The following is a 24,353-nucleotide window of genomic DNA, read 5'->3' on the forward strand; positions in this document are numbered from 1 at the left end:
CTTTTTGTCGTTGTTTTATAAAACTAAATAAGATAGAAATTTATGAGTATGTATTGGATTATATTTATTGGATTTGCGCTATTGAGTTGGCTGGTGTCATCCCGCCTTCAGGGCAAGTTTGAGAAGTATTCGAAAATCCCTATGCCGAATGGCATGACAGGAAAAGATGTCGCTGAGAAGATGTTGCATGACAATGGTATCTATGATGTAAAGGTGATTTCTACACCCGGACATCTGACGGACCATTACAATCCCGCTAACCAGACGGTGAACTTGAGTGAGTCGGTTTATTATAGCAATAGTATCGCCGCCGCTGCGGTTGCCGCCCATGAGTGCGGTCACGCCGTGCAGCATGCTACCGCTTACGCTCCGTTACGGATGCGTTCGGCTTTGGTTCCGGTTGTTAGTTTCGCCTCTAATATCATGACATGGGTGTTGCTGGGTGGTATGTTATTATTGCATACGTTTCCTCAGCTATTGTTATTCGGTATAATCTTGTTCGCTACGACTACGCTATTTAGCTTTATCACGCTTCCGGTCGAGATCAATGCCAGCCAACGTGCTTTAGCGTGGTTGAGCAATGCCGGTATAACAAATGCTTATACGCATGATAAGGCAGAGGACGCTTTACGTTCCGCCGCTTATACGTACGTGGTCGCAGCGTTAGGTTCGCTTGCTACATTATTATATTATATAATGATATTCTTGGGGGGAAGAAGCAGGGATTGATAAGTCTCGGAGGAGGCTTTCCTCGAATGCCCATTATAAAGATGTTAGAATGCCCATTGTAAGATGCTTATAACTGCGATTGTAAGCTCCTTACAGTGGGCATTGTTATTTTCTTATTTATTTCGAGCAAAAACATTACCTTTGCGGACAGAATAATCATTTAAAACATAAGATCATGCAAAAACCTTCCATACCCAAAGGTACCCGGGATTTTTCGCCGGAGGAAATGGCGAAACGTAATTATATATTCAACACGATCCGTGAAGTATTTCACTTGTATGGCTTCCAGCAAATAGAGACTCCTGCCATGGAAAACCTTTCTACATTGATGGGGAAATATGGTGAGGAAGGGGATAAGCTCCTTTTCAAGATATTGAATTCCGGAGATTGTTTCGCGGGCATCTCAGATGAGGAGTTAATGGAAAAGAACCCGTTGAGATTTGCTGCTAAGGCTTGTGAGAAAGGCTTGCGTTATGATTTGACCGTTCCGTTCGCTCGTTACGTGGTACAACATCGTAATGAGATCAGTTTTCCGTTCAAACGTTACCAGATCCAACCGGTTTGGCGTGCAGATCGTCCGCAAAAGGGACGTTACCGGGAGTTCTACCAATGTGATGGCGACGTTGTGGGGTCTGATTCCTTGATCAATGAGGTGGAGCTGATCCAGATTATGGACGAGGTGTTCCATCGCTTTGGCATTCGTGTGTGTATCAAGATGAACAATCGTAAGATCCTTTCCGGTATTGCCGAAATCATAGGCGAGGCGGATAAGATCGTAGATATTACGGTAGCTATCGACAAATTGGATAAGATTGGCTTGGACAATGTGAATGAAGAGCTTCGTTCTAAGGGGTTGCCCGAAGAAGCGATCGAACGTTTGCAGCCAATCATTATGTTGCAGGGTTCAAATCAAGAAAAGATCGCTACCTTGAAAGAGGTATTATCTGCGTCTGAGACTGGTTTGAAAGGTGTAGCCGAATTGGATTTTATCTTGGAGCGCATCTCTCATACGCCAATCCGTGCGGAATTAGAGCTTGATCTGACATTGGCTCGTGGCTTAAACTATTATACAGGTGCGATTTTCGAGGTGAAAGCCTTGGACGTACAGATCGGTAGTATCACAGGTGGTGGTCGCTATGACAACCTGACAGGGGTATTTGGCATGGAAGGCGTATCTGGTGTCGGTTTCTCTTTCGGCGCTGATCGTATCTTTGATGTATTGAACCAATTGGATTTATATCCGGAAGGGTCTTTGAAGACTACACAGCTTCTATTCGTGAACTTCGGACAGAAAGAGGAGATTCATTTATTGCCGCTGATCGCTAAGGTTCGCAAGGCCGGTATTCGTACGGAGCTATATCCGGAGCCTGCTAAGATGAAAAAGCAAATGGGATATGCGGACGCTAAGAAAATCCCGTTCGTCGCGATAGTCGGAGAGAATGAGATGGCCGAGAATAAAATCAACTTAAAGAATATGCTCACGGGTGAGCAAACCCTTGTGACTATCGAGGAGTTGATAGAACGCTTTTAGAGAATAGTGGATTATGGAACACGGACTACACGGATGACACGGAACACACGGATAAATACTAATACCGTGTGTTCCGTGTCATCCGTGTAGTCCGTGTTCAAATGGTTCTAAACTTATAAATTAATGAAACGACCATGAAAATACCTGTTTTTATACTCTCAATATCTTTATACTTTTCTTCCTGCTCTTTCACCCCCCGTGCCGAGTGGGTAACGACAACCGAGAATACCCCTTGGGCTGAGCAACCCGATCTGATCTCCGCCCTTGCGGATACGATACCTAATATTGATATAACAATTCTAACAGAAAAGCATCAACAACAAATTGATGGTTTCGGAGCCTGTTTTAATGAATTAGGTTGGCTTTCCTTGAGTAAGCTGGAGCCAAGTGTACGTGAGGAAATCATGGAAGAGCTTTTCTTCCCCGGAGTCGGAGCCAACTTCACGATTTGCCGGATGCCTGTAGGAGCAAATGATTTCTCCCGTGATTGGTATTCGTATGACGAGGTAGATGGTGATTTCACGATGGAACATTTTACCATCGCCAATGACCAACAAACCTTGATCCCTTTTATCAAGAACGCCCAAAAGTATCAACCAGATTTACGCTTGTGGGCTTCTCCGTGGTGCCCTCCCGCTTGGATGAAATATAACAAACACTATGCCTCTGCCTATACGGGTGAGAATTATGACGAGAAGTATCGAAATGGTTTGCCGGCCGATAAGGTCGGCCATGAAGGTACGGATATGTTTATCCAAGACCCTCTTTACCTGAAAGCCTATGCCCTCTATTTCTCTAAATTTATCGAGGCCTATAAGAAACAAGGAATTCCAATCTTTGCCGTAATGCCCCAAAACGAGTTCAACTCTGCGCAAATATTCCCGAGTTGTTGTTGGACATCGGCTTCTTTGGCTAATTTTATCGGTAATTATCTCGGGCCGGCCATGCAGGTTCAAGGAGTGGAAATTATGTTCGGCACGATGGAACGTGCGAATGAGTCGCTTGTTGATACGGTATTGACAGATCCTGTTAGTGGTAAATATGTAAAAGGTGTCGGTTTCCAATGGGCGGGGAAGGGAGCTATCACCGGAATCCACAAACGTTATCCCGGGTTGAAGCTTTACCAAACCGAGCAAGAATGTGGAGATGGCAAGAACGATTGGAAGGGTGCCATGTATTCTTGGGGGTTGATGCGACATTTTCTGGATAATGGCGTTTCTGCCTATATGTATTGGAATATATCTTTGGAAAATGGAGGGATCAGTCGTTGGGGATGGGAGCAAAACTCATTGGTTGTCGTAGATCCGCAAACCAAGAGCTATCGATATACTCCGGAATACTACGTGATGAAACATGTCAGCCATTATGTCCAGCCCGGTGCGTATAAATTAGAAACGGAAGGAGCTTATACGAATCTGCTGGCATTCCGTAACCCGGATAACAGTATCGCCTTGATTATCGCCAATGAGACCAGTGATGATCATTCTCTTTCCATTCGCATCGGCGATCGAGTCTATACTCCGATCGTAAAAGCATATTCCATGAATACGCTGCTGGTCGATTGATTATCCTTTTGAGAGATGCAAAAAGACAAGTTGTCAGTTATCTCTTCGGATATTTGTCCATTTCGTCCGAAATATTGTCAGTCGAACCCGGGTGAATTCGTTTGGCACACTATTCGCATAGGCTTAGGCGTGAACATAAAGTTCATAACTAAAAAAGTAATATTATTAACATTTAAAATACCAAGAAAATGAACATTAGACCATTAGCAGACCGCGTGCTGATTAAGCCGGCCGCTGCGGAAGAGAAAACATTAGGTGGAATTATTATTCCTGACTCAGCAAAGGAAAAACCTTTAAAGGGTGAGATTGTAGCCGTAGGTAACGGAACGAAAGACGAGGAGATGGTTGTAAAGGTTGGTGATAACGTATTGTATGGTAAGTATGCAGGTACGGAAATCGAACTAGACGGTGAGAAATACTTGATCATGCGCCAAGCAGACGTTTTAGCTATTATCTAATTCATTTTTATAAACAACAATATTAAAAAGAGATACAATCATGGCAAAAGAGATTAAATACGATATGGATGCCCGCGACCTTTTGAAGAAAGGTGTGGATGAGTTGGCTAATGCTGTTAAGGTAACATTAGGCCCGAAAGGTCGTAACGTAATTATCGAGAAGAAATTCGGAGCTCCTCACATCACGAAAGATGGTGTAACGGTTGCTAAAGAAGTTGAGTTGACTTGCCCGTTCGAGAACATGGGTGCTCAATTAGTTAAGGAAGTGGCTTCCAAGACAAACGATAACGCCGGTGACGGTACGACTACAGCTACGGTTTTGGCTCAGTCTATCATTGGTGTCGGTTTAAAGAACGTTACTGCCGGAGCGAACCCGATGGATTTGAAACGTGGTATCGACAAGGCTGTCGCTAAGGTTGTAGAGAGCATCGCTAACCAAGCTGAGGCTGTAGGTGATAAGTTCGAGAAGATCGAGCATGTAGCGAAGATCTCCGCAAATGGTGACGAGGCTATCGGTAAGTTGATCGCGGAGGCTATGCAACGTGTGAAGACTGAAGGTGTTATCACGGTTGAGGAAGCTAAAGGTACTGAAACTACAGTTGACGTAGTTGAGGGTATGCAGTTCGACCGCGGTTATATCTCTCCGTACTTCGTAACGGATACAGAGAAGATGGAGTGCCAGATGGAGAATCCGTATATCTTGATCTATGACAAGAAGATCTCCGTATTAAAAGACCTTCTTCCTATCCTTGAGCCGACCGTACAGAGCGGACGTCCTCTTTTGATCATCGCTGAGGATATCGACAGCGAGGCTTTGGCTACATTGGTAGTGAATCGTCTGCGTGGTTCCTTGAAGATCTGCGCTGTTAAGGCTCCGGGCTTCGGCGACCGTCGTAAGGCTATGTTGGAAGATATCGCTGTATTGACAGGCGGTACGGTTATCTCTGAGGAGAAAGGTTTGAAATTGGAAGGTGCTACAATGGATATGCTAGGTACCGCTGAGAAGATCACGGTAGACAAAGATACCACTACCATTGTAAATGGTGCTGGTGACAAGGAGGCTATCCAAGCTCGTATCGGCCAGATCAAGATCCAGATGGAGAATACGACATCTGATTATGATAAAGAGAAATTGCAAGAGCGTTTGGCTAAGATGGCCGGCGGTGTAGCTGTTCTTTACGTAGGTGCTCCTTCTGAGGTTGAGATGAAAGAGAAGAAAGACCGTGTGGATGACGCATTACACGCAACTCGTGCCGCTATCGAAGAAGGTACGGTGCCCGGTGGTGGTGTTGCCTATATCCGTGCTATCGATGCATTGGAAGGTATGAAGGGCGACAACGAGGACGAGACTACAGGTATCGAGATCGTTAAGCGCGCTATCGAGGAGCCGCTTCGCCAGATCGTAGCTAACGCTGGTAAGGAAGGTGCCGTTATCGTTCAGAAAGTGAAGGAAGGCAAGGGCGACTTCGGTTACAACGCTCGTAAGGACTGTTTCGAGAATTTGTGCGAGGCTGGTGTAATCGACCCAGCTAAGGTAACTCGCGTAGCATTGGAGAACGCTGCTTCTATCGCAGGTATGTTCTTGACTACTGAGTGCGTGATCGCTGAGAAAAAAGAAGAGACTCCTGCTATGCCTCCGATGAATCCGGGTATGGGCGGCGGAATGGGTGGTATGATGTAATCGACTCCCGTGATTAATGATATGGGCGGCCGTTCCGGAAGGGACGGTCGCTTTTTTTATTTTCATTTGCTTGCTAATTGGAAAAAACGATTACCTTTGTATGCGCAATACCGATAGGTTGCGCTTCAGAATGATTAAAAAAAGCCCAGGTGGCGGAATTGGTAGACGCGCTCGTTTCAGGTGCGAGTGGTTTTGCGATCGTGCAGGTTCGAGTCCTGTTCTGGGCACTTCCCAAAATAGAAAAAATGCAATCCTATACAGAAGACGAAATTGTAGTACAGCTCCGGGACCCGGCCCGACAACGTGAGGCCTTTGCCAAGGTCGTAAGCTTGTATGGCGAGAAGTTGTATTGGCATATACGAAAGATGGTACTGGATCATGAGGATGCGAACGACTTACTCCAAAATACATTTTTGAAAGCTTGGACGAACATCGAGCTTTTTCGTGGTGAGGCCAAATTATCTACATGGCTTTATAAGATCGCGATCAACGAGTGCATTACTTTCCTGAATAAACAGCGAAATATGAATAACGTATCTATCGACGATGCGGATACCTTTTTGCTGGATCGTTTGAAAGGTGATGAATACTTCGATGGTGACGAGATACAGGTAAGATTGCAAAACGCTATTCTTACCTTGCCGGAGAAACAACGCTTGGTTTTCAATATGAAGTATAACGAGGAGATGAAGTACGAGGAGATGTCCGAGATACTAGGTACCTCTGTCGGGGCTTTGAAGGCCTCGTATCATCATGCGGTGAAAAAAATCGAGGAGTTTTTAACAAAAGAGGTTTAAACCTTTTGCCCGAATCGCTGTCAAAGCAATATAAAAAGAGAAAAAGTATGAAAAAAGAAGAAAACAACCTAGATCGCTTGAAAGGAACTAATCCTTTCACTGTACCGGAAGGGTATATGGAAGGGCTTACGGAGCGGATCATGAGTCAGCTCCCCGAGAAGCAGGAGGAGAGGGCGAAACGGATTTCCTTGATGGATCGTGTTCGTCCGTGGTTGTACATGGCTGCGGTATTCGCTGGTCTTGGTTTGTTTTTCAAGGCTATCGTGGGAATAAACGGTTCCGATGGTAGTACTGCGTCTGATTCTTTACTGGTCCGGACGGAAGTCCCGACAACGGCTTTAGACGCTATTGAAGCGGAAGAAGATGAGGAGTATTTGGAGTATTTGGAAGTTCAGTACGCCAATTATCTCTTAGATGAGGAACTTTCCTATTCTGAATAAAGTTTAAAATAGTAATTTTATCGAAGATTTTTGTAATAATACTTGTATGAATAAAATATTTTTCATTACATTTGTAGCGATTTCGGTTCTACTCTCTTTCAATGCTACGGCACAAGAGAAGAAAGAGCAAAGACATTTTGATAGAGAAGCATTCGAAGCAAGGCGGAATGCTTTTATTACGGCTGAAGTTGGCCTTACACCTGAGGAAGCTGCACAATTTATTCCTTTATGCAATGAGTTGCGACAGAAAAAATTTGAGGTAGGTCGTGAATGTCGTAAGTTATCAAAAGAAATTCGACATAAGGAGAATCCGACAGATGCTGATTATAACAAAGTGATAGACGAATGTCTGGATGTTGAGATAAAAGAGGCACAGTTGGAAAAAGAGTATTTTGAGAGATTCAAGAAGATACTTTCTCCCGAAAAGGTCTATAAGTACCGAAATGCGGAATATAAGTTTGTCCGGAATTTTATGAAGAGTGGTCGGGACAACAAGAAGGAAGAAAAACAGAAAAAGTAAAATATTATCATTATTTGTGTTTTTTGTTTAGATTTAGTTTTGGCGTTTAAGTTAAGGGAGGGGTGGCGACGTGATGTCGGTTCCCCTTTTGTTTTGCCCTTATCCTAGCTTTATAAGCCTTTGGCCTTGGCCTCATTCCATAGTTGGTCCATTTCCTCCAATGTCATATCTTTCAAGGAACGACCTTCTTGGATCGTATGTTCCTCCAGATAATTAAAACGGCGGATAAACTTCTGGTTCGTGCGTTCCAATGCGTTGTCCGGATTTATTTTGTATAGGCGGGCAGCGTTGATCAAGCTAAAGAAGAGATCTCCGAACTCAGCTTCCATCTTATCTGCGTCCATCCTGTCTATCTCGGTTTTCAACTCATTAAATTCCTCCTGTACCTTATCCCATACTTGATCCCGTTGTTCCCAGTCGAAACCTACGTTACGGGCCTTATCTTGGATACGATGCGCTTTTACTACGGATGGGAGGGAAGCGGGAACACCTTCCAGCACGGTTTTGTTACCCCCCTTTTCTTTTAATTTAAGCTGCTCCCAGCTTTGCTCTACCTTTTGGGCGGTATCGGCGGAGGTATCTCCGAATACGTGTGGATGGCGGTAAATCAGTTTCTGGCAAAGGCTGTCGCAGACATCCTTGATATCGAAAGCTTCTTTTTCCTCGCCGATCTTGGAGTAAAAGACGATGTGCAATAACAGGTCTCCTAATTCCTTTTTTATGTTTGTGTTATCCTCACGCATCAGGGCCTCGCATAATTCATAGGTTTCCTCGATCGTATTCGTGCGGAGGCTCTCGTTTGTCTGTTTACGATCCCATGGGCATTTTACTCGTAATTCATCCAGAATGTCGAGTAATTGCCCGAAGGCTTCCATCTTCTCTTCTCTAGTTGCCATATTATTTACTTATTCGATAATGATTGTAAAAGAAAGAGGGCCGGGTTCTACCCTGCCCTCTGTATGTGTTTTATTGTTGTTCTTTCTTGAATTCTTTCAATCCGTTTTGAAGGAACTGGATGTATTTGGAAACATCCTCATTGAATGCGTATGAAGGTCCGAGCGGCTGTCCCTCGTCATTCAATAAGATGTAGAATGGCTGGGCGTTAGAACCGAACTTGCTTCGTTGCAAATAACTCCATTTATCACCGATCGTCTTCAACTTACGAGTCTTTCCGTTCTCTTGGATCTCGATGGGTTGCGGGAGTTTCGTTTTATCGTCTACCATGAGAGTGATTAGCACGTAATCATTTTCTAGCATTTGCTTCACCTTAGGATCCGTCCAAACGGAAGCCTCCATCTTACGGCAGTTTACGCAACCGAAACCGGAGAAGTCGATCATGACGGGTTTATTTACCTTCTTGGCATAAGCCATACCGGATTCATAATCGTCGAATGCGGCGTGTACCTCGTTTTTGTATAGATTGAAATCTTGTGTATACAACGGGGGAGCGAATGCGCTGATCGCCTTTAACGGAGCGCCCCAAAGTCCCGGAACCATGTAAATGGCGAAAGCGAAAGAGATAATCGCCATAAACAGACGAGGAACAGATACATATTTTACTTCGCTATCATGGCTAAACTTGATCTTTCCTAATAAATAAACACCCAATAAGCTGAAGATCACGATCCAAAGCACGATAAAAGCCTCACGGTCTAGTAAACGCCAACCATACGCTAAGTCCGCTACGGAAAGGAACTTCAAAGCCAATGCCAACTCCAAGAAGCCCAATACGACCTTCACTGAATTCAACCATCCGCCGGATTTCGGCATACTTTGCAGCATATTCGGGAAGATGGCGAAGACGCTGAACGGGATGGATAAAGCCAAGGCGAAACCGAACATACCGATAGCCGGTCCTACCGCCGTACCCATAGAAGCTGCCTGTACCAACAAGGTTCCGATAATCGGACCCGTACAAGAGAAAGATACCAATACCAACGTAAACGACATAAAGAAAATACTCAATATACCGGTCGTTGAATCGGCCTTGCTATCCAATTTACTGGTCCATGACGCAGGTAATACCAGCTCGAAGGCTCCGAAGAAGGAGACTGCGAATACTACCAACAGCAAGAAGAACAGGATATTAAAGATCGCGTTCGTTGATAAATCATTCAATGCACTCGCTCCGAAGATGCCGGTAATCAACAAGCCCATAACCAAATAGATTACGATAATAGATAATCCATAGGTGATAGCGTCGCGAATCGCTTTCTTACGATCTTTCGTACGTTTCAGGAAGAAGCTAACCGTCATAGGGATCATCGGCCAAACGCAAGGAGTCAATAAGGCGATCAAACCACCTAAGAAACCTGCGAAGAAGATGAATAACCAAGAGGTATCTGCCGCCGATACCGTAGAATCACCGAACGCTTTCAATTGGTCGATCACCGGAGACCAAAGATTCGGGCTGTCGGTTAAGCTGTCGGATGCTTTAGGAGATGTCGTAGCCGGTGTCTCTTTAGCGGTAGGGTCCGGAGTGTTCAACTCGCTAGCATCTTCCGCTACGACCTGCGTATCCGGCTGTACGGTCGTGGCGTCCTCTTTATCCACCTCTGTAGTCGAGCTATTAGCTGCCAGAGCTGGATCTACATGGATACTTTTCTTATCGAAAGAGAAAGGTATTTGATCTGGGGGAAGGCAAGTCTCGTCATTACAAGCCATAAATTCCACCTCGCCCTCTACCTTGAATTTAGCGGGATCGGTAACCTTTAGTTTTTGGATGAACGATACCGTACCCGGATACCAACGAAGGTTCATGGCGAATTGCTCGTCGTAAACCGTGGTCGGCTTTACAGAAGGAACCGGTTGGCCAATCAGTTCAGCTCCATTCAATGTCTCGAATGTGAAAGATGTAGATACAGGACCTCCTTCCGGCAGGTTCATGTCATACAGGTGCCAACCTTTGTCCGCCGTGGCGGTAAAGACGATCTCTTTCTCGGGTGCGCCCCCCTTGTCGTCTAGTTTAATTTTCCATTTGACAGGCGTAAGTATTTGTGCCTGCGCTACCAGCGCTATTAGCGCCAGCATGATTGAACTGATGAGCTTCTTCATTGTTTTGTCCTTTATTGATAGATTACTTTGCTGTCGATGTGAATTTCTCCGGGATCCGTGTCTCGAAGCGCATCTCCTCGCCTGTTACCGGGTGGATGAAACAGAGCCTGCGGGCATGGAGCATCAAGCGTCCGGCGGGATTTGTCTCCGCCCCGTATTTAGAGTCTCCGGCTATCGGATGGCCGATGGATTGCATCTGCGCACGGATTTGGTTCTTGCGTCCCGTCTCCAGATCGAGTTCCACGAGCGAATAGCGATTGTTCGTTTGCAGGAGGCGGTAGCGTGTGATCGCTTCCTTCCCGTCACCATCTTGTGTCACGTACACTTGCATATGCTTGTTCTCCACGAGGTTGGATACGATCAAATCCGTGTCTTTCTCCGGTCGTCCCTCTATCACGGCCACGTAGGTCCGTTGCGTGATAGCCTCGCTCCAGTTGGACTGTAGTTGCTCTTTTACCTTCTGGTTCTTGGCGAACATCATGATACCCGATGTGTCTCGGTCCAGACGGTGCAAGACGAATATCTTGTTGCGAGGGTCGCATTCTTTCACGTAATCGCTCAGTATACGGTAGGCCGTACGCTCCTTGATACGATCGGTAGATACGGATAGCAAACCTTCCCGCTTGTTGATCACGATGAGGTCGTCGTCTTCCCAAACAATTCTAAGTAACGGGTTGTTGAATTCCACCTTCCCTCTTCCATAGTTGATTCCGACCGTATCGTTAGGGTTCAGCGGGGCATCGAACTGCCGGGTGACTTTCCCGTTTACCGAGATCTGTCCCCTGCTCAATAATCCTTTCACGGATGAACGGCTCTGTTCTTTTAATAACTCGAACAGGAAAGGTAGCAAAGTGTTACTTTCACCCACCGTTACCCGTCGTTCTTTAGAGGGTTTACGTCGATTATCCCCTCCTTTATACTCAGATCGCTTTCTCATATCTATTTTTTATAGTACGCGAAGATACAGGCATTTACGCGAAACTGCAATAGCGCGGAATAGAAAAACCGTTATAAATAGTTTGCTTGTTATAGGAATAAACCTTCAAATCCCCGGATGTAAAAGTAATTGCCATTCACTCTATTTTCAAAATAGTGGCGTGGTCCTTATAAATCACGTCGTGATCTGTACAATCCACGGCTTGGTCTGTATAAACCACGTCGTGGTTTGTAGAATAGTGGCGTGTCCGACAGGGAATGCCTATTGTCTCGGCCGACTATATTTCCCGATGCTCAGCGTTTTTTGTCTATATTTTTTGTACTTTCGCGGATCGAGAAATGTGTAAAGACTAATTAGTTATAAAAATATGGAAATCGCTAGTAAGTACAATCCCGCTGAAGTAGAGGGGAAGTGGTATCAGTATTGGTTGGATAACGGCTTCTTTAAGTCAAAGCCAGACGGCCGTGAGCCGTATACGATTGTAATCCCGCCCCCTAACGTCACCGGCGTATTGCACATGGGACATATGCTTAACAATACGATCCAAGATATCTTGGTTCGCCGTGCCCGTATGATGGGTAAGAACGCTTGTTGGGTACCGGGTACGGACCATGCTTCGATCGCAACGGAGGCGAAAGTGGTGAATCGTTTGGCTGGGCAAGGAATCAAGAAGACCGATCTGACTCGCGACGAGTTTTTGCGGCATGCTTGGGAATGGAAAGAAGAGCATGGCGGCATTATCTTGAAGCAGCTTCGTAAATTGGGTGCTTCCTGCGATTGGGATCGTACGGCGTTCACGATGGACGAGAAACGTTCGGAGAGCGTTATCAAGGTTTTTGTCGATCTATATAAGAAAGGTTTGATCTACCGGGGTGTCCGTATGGTGAATTGGGACCCGAAGGCGTTGACGGCCCTGTCCGATGAGGAGGTTATCTATAAGGAAGAGCATAGTAAGTTGTACTATCTTCGCTATAAGATCGTAGGCGAGGAGGGATACGCCATTGTCGCCACTACCCGTCCGGAGACGATTATGGGAGATACGGCGATGTGTATCAACCCGAACGACCCGAAGAACCAACATCTGAGAGGAAAGAAAGTGATCGTTCCGCTGGTAGGCCGTGAGATTCCGGTGATCGAGGATGATTACGTAGATATAGAGTTCGGTACGGGCTGTTTGAAAGTGACCCCGGCACACGATGTAAACGACTATATGTTGGGCGAGAAATATAATTTGCCTTCTATCGATATATTCAACGATAACGGTACGCTGAGCGAGGCCGCTGGCCTGTACGTGGGCATGGATCGTTTTGATGTCCGCAAGCAAATCGAGGAAGACTTGCGTAACGCTGACCTTTTGGAGAAGGTAGAGGCTTACGAGAACAAGGTGGGTTTCTCGGAGCGTACGAACGTGCCTATCGAACCGAAATTGTCTATGCAATGGTTCTTGAAGATGGAACATCTAGCCCAGATCGCCTTGGAGCCGGTCATGAACGACGATATCAAGTTCTATCCGCCGAAATTCAAGAATACCTATCGCCATTGGATGGAGAATATCAAGGACTGGTGTATCAGCCGTCAGCTTTGGTGGGGGCACCGTATCCCGGCTTACTTCTTGCCGGAAGGCGGTTACGTGGTAGCCGAGACGGAAGAGAAAGCTTTGGAACTGGCGAAAGAGAAATGCGGTAACCCGAATCTGACCATGTCTGATTTGCGTCAGGACGAGGACGTATTGGACACTTGGTTCTCTTCTTGGCTGTGGCCGATCTCCCTGTTCGACGGTATCAATAACCCGGATAATGAGGAAATCAATTATTACTATCCGACCAGTGATTTGGTAACCGGACCGGATATTATTTTCTTCTGGGTAGCCCGTATGATTATGGCCGGCTATGAGTACAGAGGGAAAATGCCGTTTAAGAGCGTTTACTTTACGGGTATCGTTCGCGATAAGCTGGGACGTAAGATGTCCAAATCTTTAGGAAACTCTCCCGATCCGTTGCAATTGATCGAGCAATACGGTGCGGACGGCGTACGTATGGGCTTGATGCTCGCGGCTCCTGCCGGAAATGATATTCCTTTCGATGATGCTTTGTGCGAGCAAGGACGTAACTTCAATAATAAGATATGGAACGCTTTCCGCTTGGTGAAGGGCTGGACGGTAGACGATACGATCGCCCAGCCGGAGGCTTCCGCTATCGCCGTGAAATGGTTCAAGATGCAGCTGGATAAGACAATCGCCGAGGTAGACGATTCTTTCAGTAAATATCGTCTGAGCGAGGCGATGATGGCTGTCTATAAATTGTTCTGGGATGAGTTCTCCTCATGGTATCTGGAGATGGTAAAACCGGGGTATCAGCAGCCGATCGACAAGGCTACTTATGAGGCTACACTCGGTTTCTTCGATGCCTTGCTTCGTTTGCTTCATCCTTTCATGCCGTTTATTACCGAGGAATTATGGCAAGCCCTTGAGCCTCGTAAGGAAGGTGAGAGCTTGATGGTTGCCCAAATGCCGGAAGTAGCTGTTGCGGATAGCGCTTATTTGGATGCTTTCGAGATCGTGAAAGAGATCGTTGGCGGTGTCCGTACAATTCGTTTGCAAAAGAATATACCGAATAAGGATGCGCTGGAATTGCAGATCGTGGGTGAGCACAATGAGGCATTCAACGCTGTGATCGCTAAGATGTGTAACCTCTCTTCCATCTCCAAGGTAGAGGAGAAAGCGGCCGGCGCTGTATCGTTCTTGGTACGTACGACTGAATATGCCGTACCTTTAGGCAATCTGATCAATGTGGAAGAAGAGTTGGCTAAGCTTCAAGAAGAATTGAAATACCAAAAAGGTTTCTTGACTTCTGTCATGAAGAAATTAGGCAATGAGAATTTCGTAAGCAAAGCCCCGGCGAAAGTAATCGAGATGGAGAAGAAAAAGCAGGCCGATGCCGAATCGAAGATTAAGTCTATCGAGGAAAGTATCGCCGCCTTGACAAAATAAAGAGAACAGCTGTTTCTTTGAAATAAGAGCCTATATCAATCTTTCTTTGATTGATATAGGCTTTTTTGTTGATTGAGTTGAAAATTATAATATTAAACTTGTAAATAATGATACGCCGTTGTCTAAATTTTACTAACTTGCCACACATTAACTAATTGATGTCTATTTTGTAAACTTTAAATGCGAAACATACTGTTAATAATATATTTATCTCTTACCCCAATATTTGTAGCTACTGCGGCCACTGATATCGATAGCATGGAATGTGTGCTGGCAAAAATGCCTTCGGGTGACAGGCTTGTGAAGTTGGATGAACTTGCTAGTGATAAAGGACAAGGGCTGGATTATAAATATTATGCGGATAGATTGCTCAAGGAGGCGGAGTTGAGTAAGGATGATACTTATAAAGGCAACGCTTTGTTCCAGATCATCCGGTATTATTATTCCCGGAATATAGACAGTATGCATTTTTTCATAAAGAAAGCCGAGCCTATTTATTTAGCCCAAAAACGTTATGAGGATCTTTGCCGAGTTAAGGGATGGTATATTTACGCTTTATCGAGTAATGGCGAGAAGGAAAGGGTGCTAGAGAATGTACAGGCATTGAAAGATCTATCCAGCGAACTTGATTTTCCGGATGGTATCGATATGGCGAATCAAGCCCTGGCGGATTTTTACTTCAGTACGGGATTTGACGCGGAGGGAATCGCCTTGTATGAGGAGGTTTTCCTGGATATGGAGAAAAGGGATTCCCCATTGGCCAAAAGGATTACCGTTATCCGGCATTTACAAAATGAAAATATCCAAGCATCGAAGAGACTGTTTTATTTAAAGAAATTGAAAGAGTATATCGTGGAATGCGAAGAAAAAGGAATAGAGGAATTAGACGAAGATACTCCTTTATATTATGTTAAATACCTCTATCACCGTAGTTACGCCTTGCTGGGTATTGATAAGAAAGATGTCGCCCTCACATCTTACCTTCTAGTTCGTGCAGAGAAGTTGGTTAAAGACTGTAACATGAGGGATGAATATCTCTCGATTTCTAATATCCGTTTACTCTATTATCGGATATCGGGCGATTATGAGCGGGGGAAAGCATTGGCTAATGAGTTAATTGATTATTGCTTACAACGTAAGAGGGCGGTATCCGTATTGGGATTGATGAAGGATAAGGCCATAATATGCTATAATTCAGGCCATGGAATGGAGGCTGCGGATGCGTATCGCGAGTATATCAGTTTGAAGGATTCAGTGACTAATGCTGCATTTTATAATGATTTAGCGAATTTACGAGCTCGTCATGACGTGGATAAATTGGAATTGGCAAATAAGAAGATGGAATTGGAGGCGGCTCATTCACGTACGAAATTATTGGTGATGGGTGGAGGGCTTGTTCTATTGTTGCTGGTTTGTTGCTCTTTGGGGTATATTTCTTATTCACGGCATAAATATGGATTGCAATTGAAACAGGCAAAAGATAAGGCGGAGGAAGCCGATCGTCTGAAATCGGCTTTCCTTGCCAATATGAATCATGAGATACGTACTCCATTAAATGCCATTGTCGGTTTCTCACAAGTATTGGTTGATGAGGAGGATCGGGAAACAAGACAAGAGTTCGCGGACATTATCCAGAATAATAACGAGCTGTTGCAGCGGTTAATCGCGGATGTCCTGGACCTATCCAAGATCGAGTCAAATTCGATGCCTCTCATTTATAAGGACCAAGATATCCCTACCTTGATGAAAGAGATTTATAGCATGATCCTATTGCGTATGCATGAGGGGGTGGAGCTTGAATTATATGATTGTGAGGAGCTGGTTATGGAGACTGACCGGAATCGTCTGACTCAAATCCTGACAAATCTGTTGACGAATGCGATCAAGCATACACAAGAGGGATCTATTCGTTTCGGATATAAGAGATCGGCTTTATCCGTGGAGTTCTTCGTGCAAGATAGTGGAGAAGGAATACCGGAAGATAAGATCGATACGATATTCAGCCGTTTCGTGCAATTGGATAACTGGAGTAAGGGGGTTGGCTTGGGGCTCGCTATTTGCCAAGGCTTGGTTGAACAGATGGGTGGAAATATCCGGGTTACTTCGAGGGTAGGTGAAGGCTCTGTCTTCTATGTGACTTTGCCATTGATACGGCCGAGGATAAGCTCGTAGTGATAATTATTATAATCTTGCGGTATGAGACAACTACGTATTATTTTCCTATTCCTGCTTTTACTGTCATCCGTTCGTATATTGGCGGCGGGGAGTGATAGCTTGCGCCGGCAGGAGGCGGACGAATTGTATAGGCTAATTCGCTATTACTATTCGAAAAATACGGATAGTATGCGCTATTTCATACAAAAGGCGGAGCCTGTGTTTTTGGAGGTAGGACGTATTGAGGACCTGTTTCGGGTAAAAGGCTGGAATATCTATACCATGACGAGCCGCCGGGAGGATGATGGGGTTCTGCGGGAGGTGAATGCGTTGAAGGCCCTTTCTAAAGAATTGAATTTCCCGGAGGGTGCCGATATGGCGAACCAAGCGTTAGCGGACTTTTATATCGAGACGGGATTCATGAGTGAAGGTATCGCCTTATACGAAGAGGTGCTTCAGGGAATGGAGGAGCGTGACACCCCTTTGCCCAAGCGGATTTATATCATTCGCCAGATATTGAACAAAGGGAGGACGGTCGAGACAAGGAAACGCTATCTGGAGAAGTTGAAAGCCTATATCGACTATTGTGACGGGAATGGGATTACGGAATTGAATGAAGAGATGTCGGTGAATTACCTTAAATATCTCTATCACCGTTCGTATGCGGTTCAAGGTATCGAGATGAATGATGCCAAATTAGCCCATTCGCATTTAATATTGACCAAACGTTGTGTGGAAGAGGCGAATTTAGTTAGAGAGACTCAAACGGTCATGAACTTGGAGCTGGACTATTCTATATTTATAAAAGACTATGACAGGGCTTTAACCTTTGTCGATACGTTACTCTCTATCGTTAGCTCTGAAAAGAAGAATACCCAAATACTATTGATGCTGGCGAAAAAGGCGGATATCCTTTTACAGAAAGGGGAAGGGGTAAAATCCGCTAAGACCTATCAAATATATACGCATTTGAAAGACTCGCTTATGAGCGCCGAATTTTATGCGGATTTGGCTATGCTGAGGAACTAGCATGATGTGGATAAACTGGAATTGGCAAATAAGAAGATGGAGCTGGACGCGAGCCATCTACGTGCTAATTTATTGACAATGGGAGGAGGTCTTGCGATTTTGATGATCATCTGTTGCTTCTTGGGATATATCTCGTATTCCCGGCATCGGTACGGATTGAGGCTGGAGAGGGCTAAGGAAAAGGCGGAGGAAGCCGATCGCCTGAAGTCCGCGTTTTTAGCGAACATGAATCATGAGATACGGACACCTTTGAACGCTATCGTAGGTTTCTCGCAAGTATTGGTGGATGAGGAAGACCGGGAGACAAGGCTTGAGTTCTCAAATATCATCCAGAGTAATAATGAGTTGTTGCAGCGGTTGATCGGGGATGTGCTCGATCTATCCAAGATCGAGTCAAATTCCATGCCTCTGATTTATAAGGAGCTGGATATTGGTTTGCTGATGAAAGAGATTTATAGCATGATCTTGTTGCGTATGCCGTCGGGCATAGAGTTGCGACTGAACGACTGCGAGGCCTTGGTGATGGAGGCTGATAAGAACCGCTTGACACAAATCCTTACGAATTTGCTCACGAATTCGATCAAGCATACCGAGAAGGGGTTCATCCGTTTTGGATATAAGAGAACGGCGGCTTCTGTCGAGTTTTTCGTGGAGGATAGCGGAGAGGGAATACCGAGAGATAAGATCGATTCCATATTCAGCCGTTTTGTCCAATTGGACAGTTGGAGCAAAGGCGTTGGACTGGGATTGGCTATCTGTCGGGGATTGGTAGAGCAAATGGGAGGAAAGATATGGGTTACCTCTGAGCTGGGAAAAGGCTCGATCTTTTATGTAACTTTGCCACTGATTCGTCCGAATGCTGGCTCGTAAAGATCTTTTTATTATCTTGCGGGGTGAAAACTGTTTATGATGATAGTATACATTATTATATATAATATAAACCATGAAACACTCAAGACGTTTATTTTTTAAGCAAGGATTGGCCGGGGCTCTCTTGTTGGGAACTTCCGCTATCGCTAAGGCCGGTTTGCCGGACCCTGTAAAACCAAAGGCTCCGAAGGCCGTAAATCCATTCCATCTGGGAATGGCGGGATATACTTTCGTTAATTTTGATTTAGATACGACGTTGAAGACGTTGGAACGATTAGATATCCATTATCTTTGCGTCAAGGATTTCCATTTGCCGTTGAATAGTACGGATGAGCAGATTCGGGCTTTTCATGATAAATGCGCTGCCCATAAAGTGACGGGATATGCCGTAGGTCCTATTTATATGAAGAGCGAGGAAGAGATAGACCGTGCGTTTGATTATGCGAAGCGGGTAGGAGTGAAGTTGATCGTCGGTGTCCCGAATTACGAGCTTTTACCCTATGTGGATAAAAAAGTGAAGGAGTATGATTTCCATTACGCCATCCACTTGCACGGTCCTGATATTAAGACGTATCCCGACGCTACGGACGTTTGGGAGCATACGAAGGATTTAGACCCCCGTATCGGTATGTGTCTGGATGTCGGGCATGACTTGCGAAACGGCTGTGATCCTGTGGCCGACTTGAAGAAATACCATACCCGGGTGTTCGATATGCACATCAAGGACGTGACGGATTCTTCGAAGGCGGGAGTCGGCATCGAGATCGGTCGTGGAAAGATCGACTTCCCTGCGTTGATCCGTATGATGCGGGAAGTTAATTACACGGGAATGTGCAGCTTGGAATACGAGAAAGACATGAAAGACCCATTCTTGGGGATCGCGGAGTCTATCGGCTATTTCAAGGCTGTGAGTGATTTGACATAATGTGGGGGCGTAAATCGCCCCCTTTTAAATAGATGAAGATGAGAAGCATTCTTTTTATAGGCATAGCGGGTTTGTTGTCCGCTTGTAGCACGATTAATTATGTAGGTATCGAGACGTATAATCCTGCGGAGGTGACGTTTCCTGAGAATGTCGCCAAGGTACTTATCGTAAACAATGCCGTTCCCCAACCGGAGGATGCGGGTTACGAATACACCTTGCAGGGAGAAAAGCAGGATACTTGCAAAGCGAAAGCGGATAGTGCGCTGTTTGACGCTTGCCGTACTTTAGGGGAGGCTATCGTGGAGGCTTCTTATTTTAACGACGTATTGCTTTACCATGATGCGGTTCGAAAAGATAATCAGGCGTTTCTGGATACGAAACTTACCCAAGGGCAAGTAGTGTCGCTATGCGATGAGACTGGTGCCGATGCGGTTATCTCCATCGACCGCTTGCTGTTCGATATGAAGAAAAGCGTAGGTACCTTGGGCGAAGGGTATGTAATGGGAATGATCGACGTGCAGATGGCTGGCGTGATACGCAGTTACGTTCCCGATCGTGAGGCTCCACTGGCGACGGTACATATGAAAGATAGTATTTATTGGGCGGAAAGTGCGGATTATATGCCGATCTTGGATAAGGTATTGCCCTCTCCGGAGAATGCTTTGCGTGGGGCCGGTAAATATTTCGGGGCGAAGGTCTACGCTAATTTTGTTCCTCATTGGGAGAAGGAGACTCGTTGGTACTTTACCGGAATGGGTTCACGTTGGAAAGAGGCTTCCGCTTATGCGGCTAATGAGAAATGGGATATGGCGGAAGATCGTTGGTCCGGGCTTTACCGGGGTACGGAAAACTGGAAAAGCCGGGCGAAGGCGGCCTCTAATCTGGCCCTATGCCATGAGATGAGAGGAGATTTAAAAGAAGCCTATGAGTGGGCTCATAAATCATACGATTTATTCAAGCGTAATAGTGGTGATAATGATAAGAGTACCAAATTATTGGAACTCTATGTGCAGGCGTTGGCCGAACGAATTCGTTCCGATAAGAAACTAAATGTGCAATTTGGTGAGGATTAACGGCGTTATTCGGTGAATTATTATTACTTTTGACGCATATTCGAATAAAGGAGAATTAATATATGAACGCAAATATAGCAAAGGTTCAATCCCTCATCGAGAATGCTTTTACGTCGGCTATTGAAAAGCTGGCCAAGGATGAGTCCGGTAATTTTATAAGCGACTTATATGTGCAGGCCGATGCGGAAAGCGGGGAACTGCAAATTTATGATGATGATGAGCATTTGGTCGAAAAGATCGTTATCTTCGATTGGGTGAACTCGAACGAGGAGGAGAACGCATTCAATAAGCGGGTTGCCGCTTCGGTGAAGGCGGTCCTTACGATCTTATCCACCAAGAATATTTTTGACGCTCCCCGGTTCATGAAACCTCTTTCTGTTAGCTTGACTGATGAAGATTTTGTTGTGATAGAGGAACTTCTCTTCATAGACGATGATGTGCTTCGTCTGGACGATCCTCTATTAAAAGATTTAGATGCGGATTTAGATGATTTTTTAGCGAATCTTCTTGCAGATGTCAAATAAACCCTGTATCTTTGCGCCCGAAATAAAGAAACAAATGTTGCCGAAATAGCTCAGCTGGTAGAGCAACGCATTCGTAATGCGTAGGTCGCCGGTTCAAGTCCGGCTTTCGGCTCGCAATAAAAGGCAGTTATCTAAAAGATAGCTGCCTTTTTTTATGGTTTGTTTAAAATTGAACACGTATCATTTGTATCAAATGAATAAGAGGATATGGAATCAACAGCTGAATATATGAATATCTTGCGTGATTATATGGCGAAGAATGCTTCTAAATATAGCATTATCCGTATGGGAATATTCGGCTCTGTTGCCAGAGGGGAGCAAACAGAAGATAGTGACGTTGATGTTTATTTGGAAACCTCAAAGCCTAATATGTTCGCATTGGTACATATAAAGGAAGATCTGCAAACTCTGTTTGGTTGTAATGTCGATATCGTCCGATTACGGGATCACATGGATTCACTTTTGAGAAACCGAATTGAAAAAGAAGGTATTTATATGTGATACAGAATTAGTCCATTCCTCTTTGATGAAGATACAAACAACTATTGATAAGATGTTATTTGATGGGACTATCGATTTATTACTATATTTGAAAACTGGATTCAAGTATGAAACCTAAATCCTAAAGTTTTCTATTTACACAAAATGCTGGACGGTGTCAAAAAAGATCTACGCTTTTCCTTCTAGCTCTTTGATGCGCTTTTCTAATGTCTTTACTCGTTCTTTCTCTTCCTTTAGGAGACGTTCGTATAACTCTACGATCTTGTCGAGGGGATTGGTGTTATATGTTTGTGTGTATTCTCCAATACTATCACCGACACTTCCAATGTTTGATGAATCGGATATTGTGTTATTATTTTCAATATAAACGCTCATCGGTTCCTCAATCGTCTTTAAATCTTCTACGGAAACGCCGGTTGCCTCGGATACCTTCTCTAGTATCTCGTCCTTGACTACCCGCTGGTTCTCTAGTTGGGACAGCCTTTGTTGGGATATACCGAGCATATCAGCCAAAGCAGCTTGCTTCAAACCTTTTCTATTTCGTGCTATAGAGATGTTGAATCCGTGGTGTACCCGGCTTTTTGTAACTTTACTTATTTCTTCCATGCTCGTTATTTTTAATTTCCAACAAATATACGAAGGATATATTTATTGCCATGCGAAAGGATATTGTTTTTTGTAGATGACGCTCATCGTATCAATATTGGCAAACTCAACGAGATCGTGGAAATAGAAGAATATAAAAACGCACTTAGGTTCGGGTTGTATTAAAATAAAGGTATCAGAAAAGTAAGTTAACTTCGATGACCAAGTAAGTTAACTTAAATGACCAAGTAAGTTAACTCCATGTGCCGATGAAGTTGGCTCCTTTTTACCCATCTGATTTTAATTGTCGGCCGGGAATAATAATGAAGGCAAGCGTTATCGCTTTTCTCGGCGTGAATCATTTCTTTTCGTATATTTGGGAAGTGAAACAAGGAGTCGTATTGCAATAATAGAATGCGAATTATAAAGTATGGAATGACATGGAACATATAAACGGACAGAACAACGAGCTTACATTAATTTTCCCGCATGGTAGAGTCAATTGTATTTCTGCCCCGAATGAGAGATTCGCTAAGGTTGTCAATCGGGCCAACATAACGATCGCAGGAAATAATAATCAGGTCTCAATGTGTTTTGAATCAGAAGATAAGGCGGAGGAATTATTGCTTAGTGATGGCTTTCTCTTGATCGTAAAAGGGGATAATAACATCGTAAATGTGGGAACGATTATCTTACGATACTCTTCGATATTGGGTATGACGGGATTAAAGCTCATCATTGGGCAGTTGCCGGGATTGGGTGCGGGTGTTTCGAGGGTCGCTAATAATTGCCGGGTAGATATAGGGGATCGTGTAGTAATCAATGGCGTTACGTTATACTTGCAGGAAAATGACTCGCGTGTCAGCATTGGTGATGATAGTCAGTTAAGCTGGGGTGTCGATATCTGGTGTACCGATGCGCATACGATAACGGATTTGGAGGGTGCGCCGATTAATTTTGCGAAGTACATAGAGATAGGCAAACATGTGTGGATCGGAAAAGACGCTAAGATCGGTAAGAATGTAAAAATATCTGATAACAGTATTGTAGGCTGGGGCAGTGTCGTAACGAAGGAATTTAATGAGCCGAATGTGATCCTTGCGGGAATTCCTGCGAAAATCGTAAGACGGGGTATCAATTGGGATCGTAGGTGTATCGATAAATATCTAAAAGGATAGGAAGGCTCATTCATGTAAATAATGGATGGCTAAGTAACTTTTATGGAATATGTGGCTGAGGTTTCGGATATTTATTATACCTTTGTTCTTGAACTACTTTTCACTCACGGCGGGTCATATACCTGCCACCTTCCTATGGCGGGCATTTTTATGCCCGTCCATAGTATTCTATATGGCGGCTTCGTACCCCCGTGTGGAGTGTTAATGCACCCACTGCCGTGAGTGGTGTAGTTCAACGGGAAAGGCGGAGCCGTTCATTTTATAGAGAATAGCCGTCTACAATACTTAATACTAGTAACGTATGAACAACCAAGAAGCATCTCAGCAGGTAGTCGGTGGCTTCGAGCTACTACAGAAAACCCTATTCCATGTATCGGACGAGAATTTAAAAGATTATTTCTTGAAAGAAGCTGTCTTGTTAATGCCGGACGCATGTACGCCCAATCGAACAGAAAAGGAAATATTGATTATGTTTTATAAGAAGTTGAAGCTTTCCGTAGACTTTTTAGGATCATTGGTCGCTGTCCCTTGGGATTTGGCGATTCCTAACTTACATGAGGTTTGCATACCCTACTTGATGCGACAGGATATTCCGGTAAATGAGCGTAATCACGTAAGTCATAAACTTACGGAACACTTACGCTTCCTGTCCCGCTTGAACGGGAAAAAGCAGATAGCGAAAGACTTGTTTAATTATTATCGCAACCAAAGCGAAAACTTAAAAAGAGTACTGGATAAGAACTTTGCGGATTGGGAAAAAGAAGCCGTATAGGTTACCTTCTGGCTTCTAAACAAGCCAAAAGGATATTATGA

Annotated in this window: 22 protein-coding genes and 2 tRNA genes; 20 read left to right on the forward strand and 4 right to left on the reverse strand. The window is 44.5% G+C overall.

The window, feature by feature from the left end; genetic code table 11:
- Positions 1-42: 42 nt before the first annotated feature.
- From DW205_RS15050 to DW205_RS15090, 9 genes are all read left to right on the forward strand, one after another.
- Positions 43-729, forward strand: a complete 687-nt coding sequence (locus tag DW205_RS15050) for a zinc metallopeptidase (protein WP_005868492.1) — start codon at positions 43-45, stop codon at positions 727-729.
- 175 nt (positions 730-904) lie between these two features.
- Positions 905-2,260 (forward strand): histidine--tRNA ligase, encoded by a 1,356-nt coding sequence (gene hisS, locus DW205_RS15055; RefSeq protein ID WP_005868495.1) that lies wholly within the window; start codon positions 905-907, stop codon positions 2,258-2,260.
- A 134-nt stretch (positions 2,261-2,394) separates the two neighbouring features.
- Positions 2,395-3,825 (forward strand): glycoside hydrolase family 30 beta sandwich domain-containing protein, encoded by a 1,431-nt coding sequence (locus DW205_RS15060; protein WP_005868497.1) that lies wholly within the window; start codon positions 2,395-2,397, stop codon positions 3,823-3,825.
- Positions 3,826-4,013: 188 nt separating this feature from the next.
- Positions 4,014-4,283, forward strand: coding sequence for a co-chaperone GroES (locus DW205_RS15065; protein WP_005858788.1), 270 nt, complete (start codon positions 4,014-4,016; stop codon positions 4,281-4,283).
- A 40-nt stretch (positions 4,284-4,323) separates the two neighbouring features.
- Positions 4,324-5,964 (forward strand): chaperonin GroEL, encoded by a 1,641-nt coding sequence (gene groL, locus DW205_RS15070; protein WP_005858786.1) that lies wholly within the window; start codon positions 4,324-4,326, stop codon positions 5,962-5,964.
- A 143-nt stretch (positions 5,965-6,107) separates the two neighbouring features.
- Positions 6,108-6,191, forward strand: a tRNA-Leu gene (locus tag DW205_RS15075).
- Positions 6,192-6,209: 18 nt separating this feature from the next.
- On the forward strand, positions 6,210-6,761 hold the full coding sequence (locus DW205_RS15080; RefSeq protein ID WP_008777938.1) for an RNA polymerase sigma factor: 552 nt from the start codon (positions 6,210-6,212) through the stop codon (positions 6,759-6,761).
- A gap of 47 nt (positions 6,762-6,808) precedes the next feature.
- Positions 6,809-7,201 carry a hypothetical protein gene (locus DW205_RS15085; RefSeq protein ID WP_005868500.1) on the forward strand — a complete coding sequence of 131 codons (393 nt, stop codon included), beginning with the start codon at positions 6,809-6,811 and terminating at the stop codon, positions 7,199-7,201.
- 46 nt (positions 7,202-7,247) lie between these two features.
- On the forward strand, positions 7,248-7,721 hold the full coding sequence (locus DW205_RS15090) for a hypothetical protein (protein WP_005858783.1): 474 nt from the start codon (positions 7,248-7,250) through the stop codon (positions 7,719-7,721).
- 110 nt (positions 7,722-7,831) lie between these two features.
- Here the strand turns inward: DW205_RS15090 and mazG are convergent, their stop codons facing one another.
- The 3 genes from mazG to DW205_RS15105 form a co-directional block, all read right to left on the reverse strand.
- Positions 7,832-8,617, reverse strand: a complete 786-nt coding sequence (gene mazG / locus DW205_RS15095; protein WP_005858781.1) for a nucleoside triphosphate pyrophosphohydrolase — start codon at positions 8,615-8,617, stop codon at positions 7,832-7,834.
- Positions 8,618-8,687: 70 nt separating this feature from the next.
- Complete coding sequence (locus DW205_RS15100) at positions 8,688-10,775, reverse strand: cytochrome c biogenesis protein CcdA (protein ID WP_005868503.1); 2,088 nt, start codon at positions 10,773-10,775, stop codon at positions 8,688-8,690.
- Positions 10,776-10,797: 22 nt separating this feature from the next.
- Entirely contained in the window at positions 10,798-11,712 is a 915-nt protein-coding gene (locus tag DW205_RS15105) for an RluA family pseudouridine synthase (protein ID WP_005868506.1), read from the reverse strand.
- Positions 11,713-12,079: 367 nt separating this feature from the next.
- Here DW205_RS15105 and DW205_RS15110 point away from each other — a divergent pair, with 367 nt between their 5' ends.
- The 9 genes from DW205_RS15110 to DW205_RS15145 all read left to right on the forward strand — a co-directional run bounded on the left by DW205_RS15110 (position 12,080) and on the right by DW205_RS15145 (position 21,777).
- Positions 12,080-14,701 carry a valine--tRNA ligase gene (locus DW205_RS15110; RefSeq protein WP_005868508.1) on the forward strand — a complete coding sequence of 874 codons (2,622 nt, stop codon included), beginning with the start codon at positions 12,080-12,082 and terminating at the stop codon, positions 14,699-14,701.
- Positions 14,702-14,959: 258 nt separating this feature from the next.
- Positions 14,960-16,873 carry a sensor histidine kinase KdpD gene (locus DW205_RS15115; RefSeq protein ID WP_121963117.1) on the forward strand — a complete coding sequence of 638 codons (1,914 nt, stop codon included), beginning with the start codon at positions 14,960-14,962 and terminating at the stop codon, positions 16,871-16,873.
- Between the two features lie 24 nt (positions 16,874-16,897).
- The gene (locus DW205_RS22555) at positions 16,898-17,884 is read left to right on the forward strand and encodes a hypothetical protein (protein ID WP_005868512.1); all 987 of its coding nucleotides are present in this window, start codon (positions 16,898-16,900) and stop codon (positions 17,882-17,884) included.
- A 6-nt stretch (positions 17,885-17,890) separates the two neighbouring features.
- Positions 17,891-18,754 carry a sensor histidine kinase KdpD gene (locus DW205_RS22560; protein ID WP_008777940.1) on the forward strand — a complete coding sequence of 288 codons (864 nt, stop codon included), beginning with the start codon at positions 17,891-17,893 and terminating at the stop codon, positions 18,752-18,754.
- 73 nt (positions 18,755-18,827) lie between these two features.
- Positions 18,828-19,679 carry a sugar phosphate isomerase/epimerase gene (locus DW205_RS15125; RefSeq protein WP_005868517.1) on the forward strand — a complete coding sequence of 284 codons (852 nt, stop codon included), beginning with the start codon at positions 18,828-18,830 and terminating at the stop codon, positions 19,677-19,679.
- A 38-nt stretch (positions 19,680-19,717) separates the two neighbouring features.
- Complete coding sequence (locus DW205_RS15130; RefSeq protein ID WP_005868521.1) at positions 19,718-20,752, forward strand: DUF6340 family protein; 1,035 nt, start codon at positions 19,718-19,720, stop codon at positions 20,750-20,752.
- Positions 20,753-20,814: 62 nt separating this feature from the next.
- Positions 20,815-21,276: a hypothetical protein gene (locus DW205_RS15135; RefSeq protein ID WP_005868523.1), complete on the forward strand. Its 462-nt coding sequence runs from the start codon at positions 20,815-20,817 to the stop codon at positions 21,274-21,276.
- A gap of 39 nt (positions 21,277-21,315) precedes the next feature.
- Positions 21,316-21,388, forward strand: a tRNA-Thr gene (locus DW205_RS15140).
- A gap of 95 nt (positions 21,389-21,483) precedes the next feature.
- Positions 21,484-21,777, forward strand: a complete 294-nt coding sequence (locus DW205_RS15145; RefSeq protein ID WP_005868525.1) for a nucleotidyltransferase family protein — start codon at positions 21,484-21,486, stop codon at positions 21,775-21,777.
- 168 nt (positions 21,778-21,945) lie between these two features.
- Here the strand turns inward: DW205_RS15145 and DW205_RS15150 are convergent, their stop codons facing one another.
- Positions 21,946-22,383, reverse strand: coding sequence for a helix-turn-helix domain-containing protein (locus tag DW205_RS15150; protein ID WP_005868527.1), 438 nt, complete (start codon positions 22,381-22,383; stop codon positions 21,946-21,948).
- Positions 22,384-22,802: 419 nt separating this feature from the next.
- On the opposite strand from DW205_RS15150, the gene DW205_RS15155 reads away from it, so the two are divergent.
- The gene (locus DW205_RS15155; protein ID WP_005868529.1) at positions 22,803-23,540 is read left to right on the forward strand and encodes an acyltransferase; all 738 of its coding nucleotides are present in this window, start codon (positions 22,803-22,805) and stop codon (positions 23,538-23,540) included.
- 301 nt (positions 23,541-23,841) lie between these two features.
- Positions 23,842-24,312, forward strand: a complete 471-nt coding sequence (locus DW205_RS15160) for a hypothetical protein (protein WP_005868531.1) — start codon at positions 23,842-23,844, stop codon at positions 24,310-24,312.
- The last annotated feature ends 41 nt before the right edge of the window (positions 24,313-24,353 follow it).

The sequence above is a fragment of the Parabacteroides sp. AM17-47 genome, from assembly GCF_003434625.1.
In the GTDB taxonomy this organism is placed as follows: Bacteria; Bacteroidota; Bacteroidia; order Bacteroidales; family Tannerellaceae; genus Parabacteroides; species Parabacteroides distasonis.

Excerpts from the sequence above, each read along its gene's own strand:
- DW205_RS15050 (WP_005868492.1), top strand. The coding sequence starts at position 43 with ATGAGTATGTATTGGATTATATTTATTGGATTTGCGCTATTGAGTTGG.
- hisS (WP_005868495.1), top strand. The coding sequence starts at position 905 with ATGCAAAAACCTTCCATACCCAAAGGTACCCGGGATTTTTCGCCGGAG.
- DW205_RS15060 (WP_005868497.1), top strand. The coding sequence starts at position 2,395 with ATGAAAATACCTGTTTTTATACTCTCAATATCTTTATACTTTTCTTCC.
- DW205_RS15065 (WP_005858788.1), top strand. The coding sequence starts at position 4,014 with ATGAACATTAGACCATTAGCAGACCGCGTGCTGATTAAGCCGGCCGCT.
- groL (WP_005858786.1), top strand. The coding sequence starts at position 4,324 with ATGGCAAAAGAGATTAAATACGATATGGATGCCCGCGACCTTTTGAAG.
- DW205_RS15080 (WP_008777938.1), top strand. The coding sequence starts at position 6,210 with ATGCAATCCTATACAGAAGACGAAATTGTAGTACAGCTCCGGGACCCG.
- DW205_RS15085 (WP_005868500.1), top strand. The coding sequence starts at position 6,809 with ATGAAAAAAGAAGAAAACAACCTAGATCGCTTGAAAGGAACTAATCCT.
- DW205_RS15090 (WP_005858783.1), top strand. The coding sequence starts at position 7,248 with ATGAATAAAATATTTTTCATTACATTTGTAGCGATTTCGGTTCTACTC.
- mazG (WP_005858781.1), bottom strand. The coding sequence starts at position 8,617 with ATGGCAACTAGAGAAGAGAAGATGGAAGCCTTCGGGCAATTACTCGAC.
- DW205_RS15100 (WP_005868503.1), bottom strand. The coding sequence starts at position 10,775 with ATGAAGAAGCTCATCAGTTCAATCATGCTGGCGCTAATAGCGCTGGTA.
- DW205_RS15105 (WP_005868506.1), bottom strand. The coding sequence starts at position 11,712 with ATGAGAAAGCGATCTGAGTATAAAGGAGGGGATAATCGACGTAAACCC.
- DW205_RS15110 (WP_005868508.1), top strand. The coding sequence starts at position 12,080 with ATGGAAATCGCTAGTAAGTACAATCCCGCTGAAGTAGAGGGGAAGTGG.
- DW205_RS15115 (WP_121963117.1), top strand. The coding sequence starts at position 14,960 with ATGGAATGTGTGCTGGCAAAAATGCCTTCGGGTGACAGGCTTGTGAAG.
- DW205_RS22555 (WP_005868512.1), top strand. The coding sequence starts at position 16,898 with ATGAGACAACTACGTATTATTTTCCTATTCCTGCTTTTACTGTCATCC.
- DW205_RS15125 (WP_005868517.1), top strand. The coding sequence starts at position 18,828 with ATGAAACACTCAAGACGTTTATTTTTTAAGCAAGGATTGGCCGGGGCT.
- DW205_RS15130 (WP_005868521.1), top strand. The coding sequence starts at position 19,718 with ATGAGAAGCATTCTTTTTATAGGCATAGCGGGTTTGTTGTCCGCTTGT.
- DW205_RS15135 (WP_005868523.1), top strand. The coding sequence starts at position 20,815 with ATGAACGCAAATATAGCAAAGGTTCAATCCCTCATCGAGAATGCTTTT.
- DW205_RS15145 (WP_005868525.1), top strand. The coding sequence starts at position 21,484 with ATGGAATCAACAGCTGAATATATGAATATCTTGCGTGATTATATGGCG.
- DW205_RS15150 (WP_005868527.1), bottom strand. The coding sequence starts at position 22,383 with ATGGAAGAAATAAGTAAAGTTACAAAAAGCCGGGTACACCACGGATTC.
- DW205_RS15155 (WP_005868529.1), top strand. The coding sequence starts at position 22,803 with ATGGAACATATAAACGGACAGAACAACGAGCTTACATTAATTTTCCCG.
- DW205_RS15160 (WP_005868531.1), top strand. The coding sequence starts at position 23,842 with ATGAACAACCAAGAAGCATCTCAGCAGGTAGTCGGTGGCTTCGAGCTA.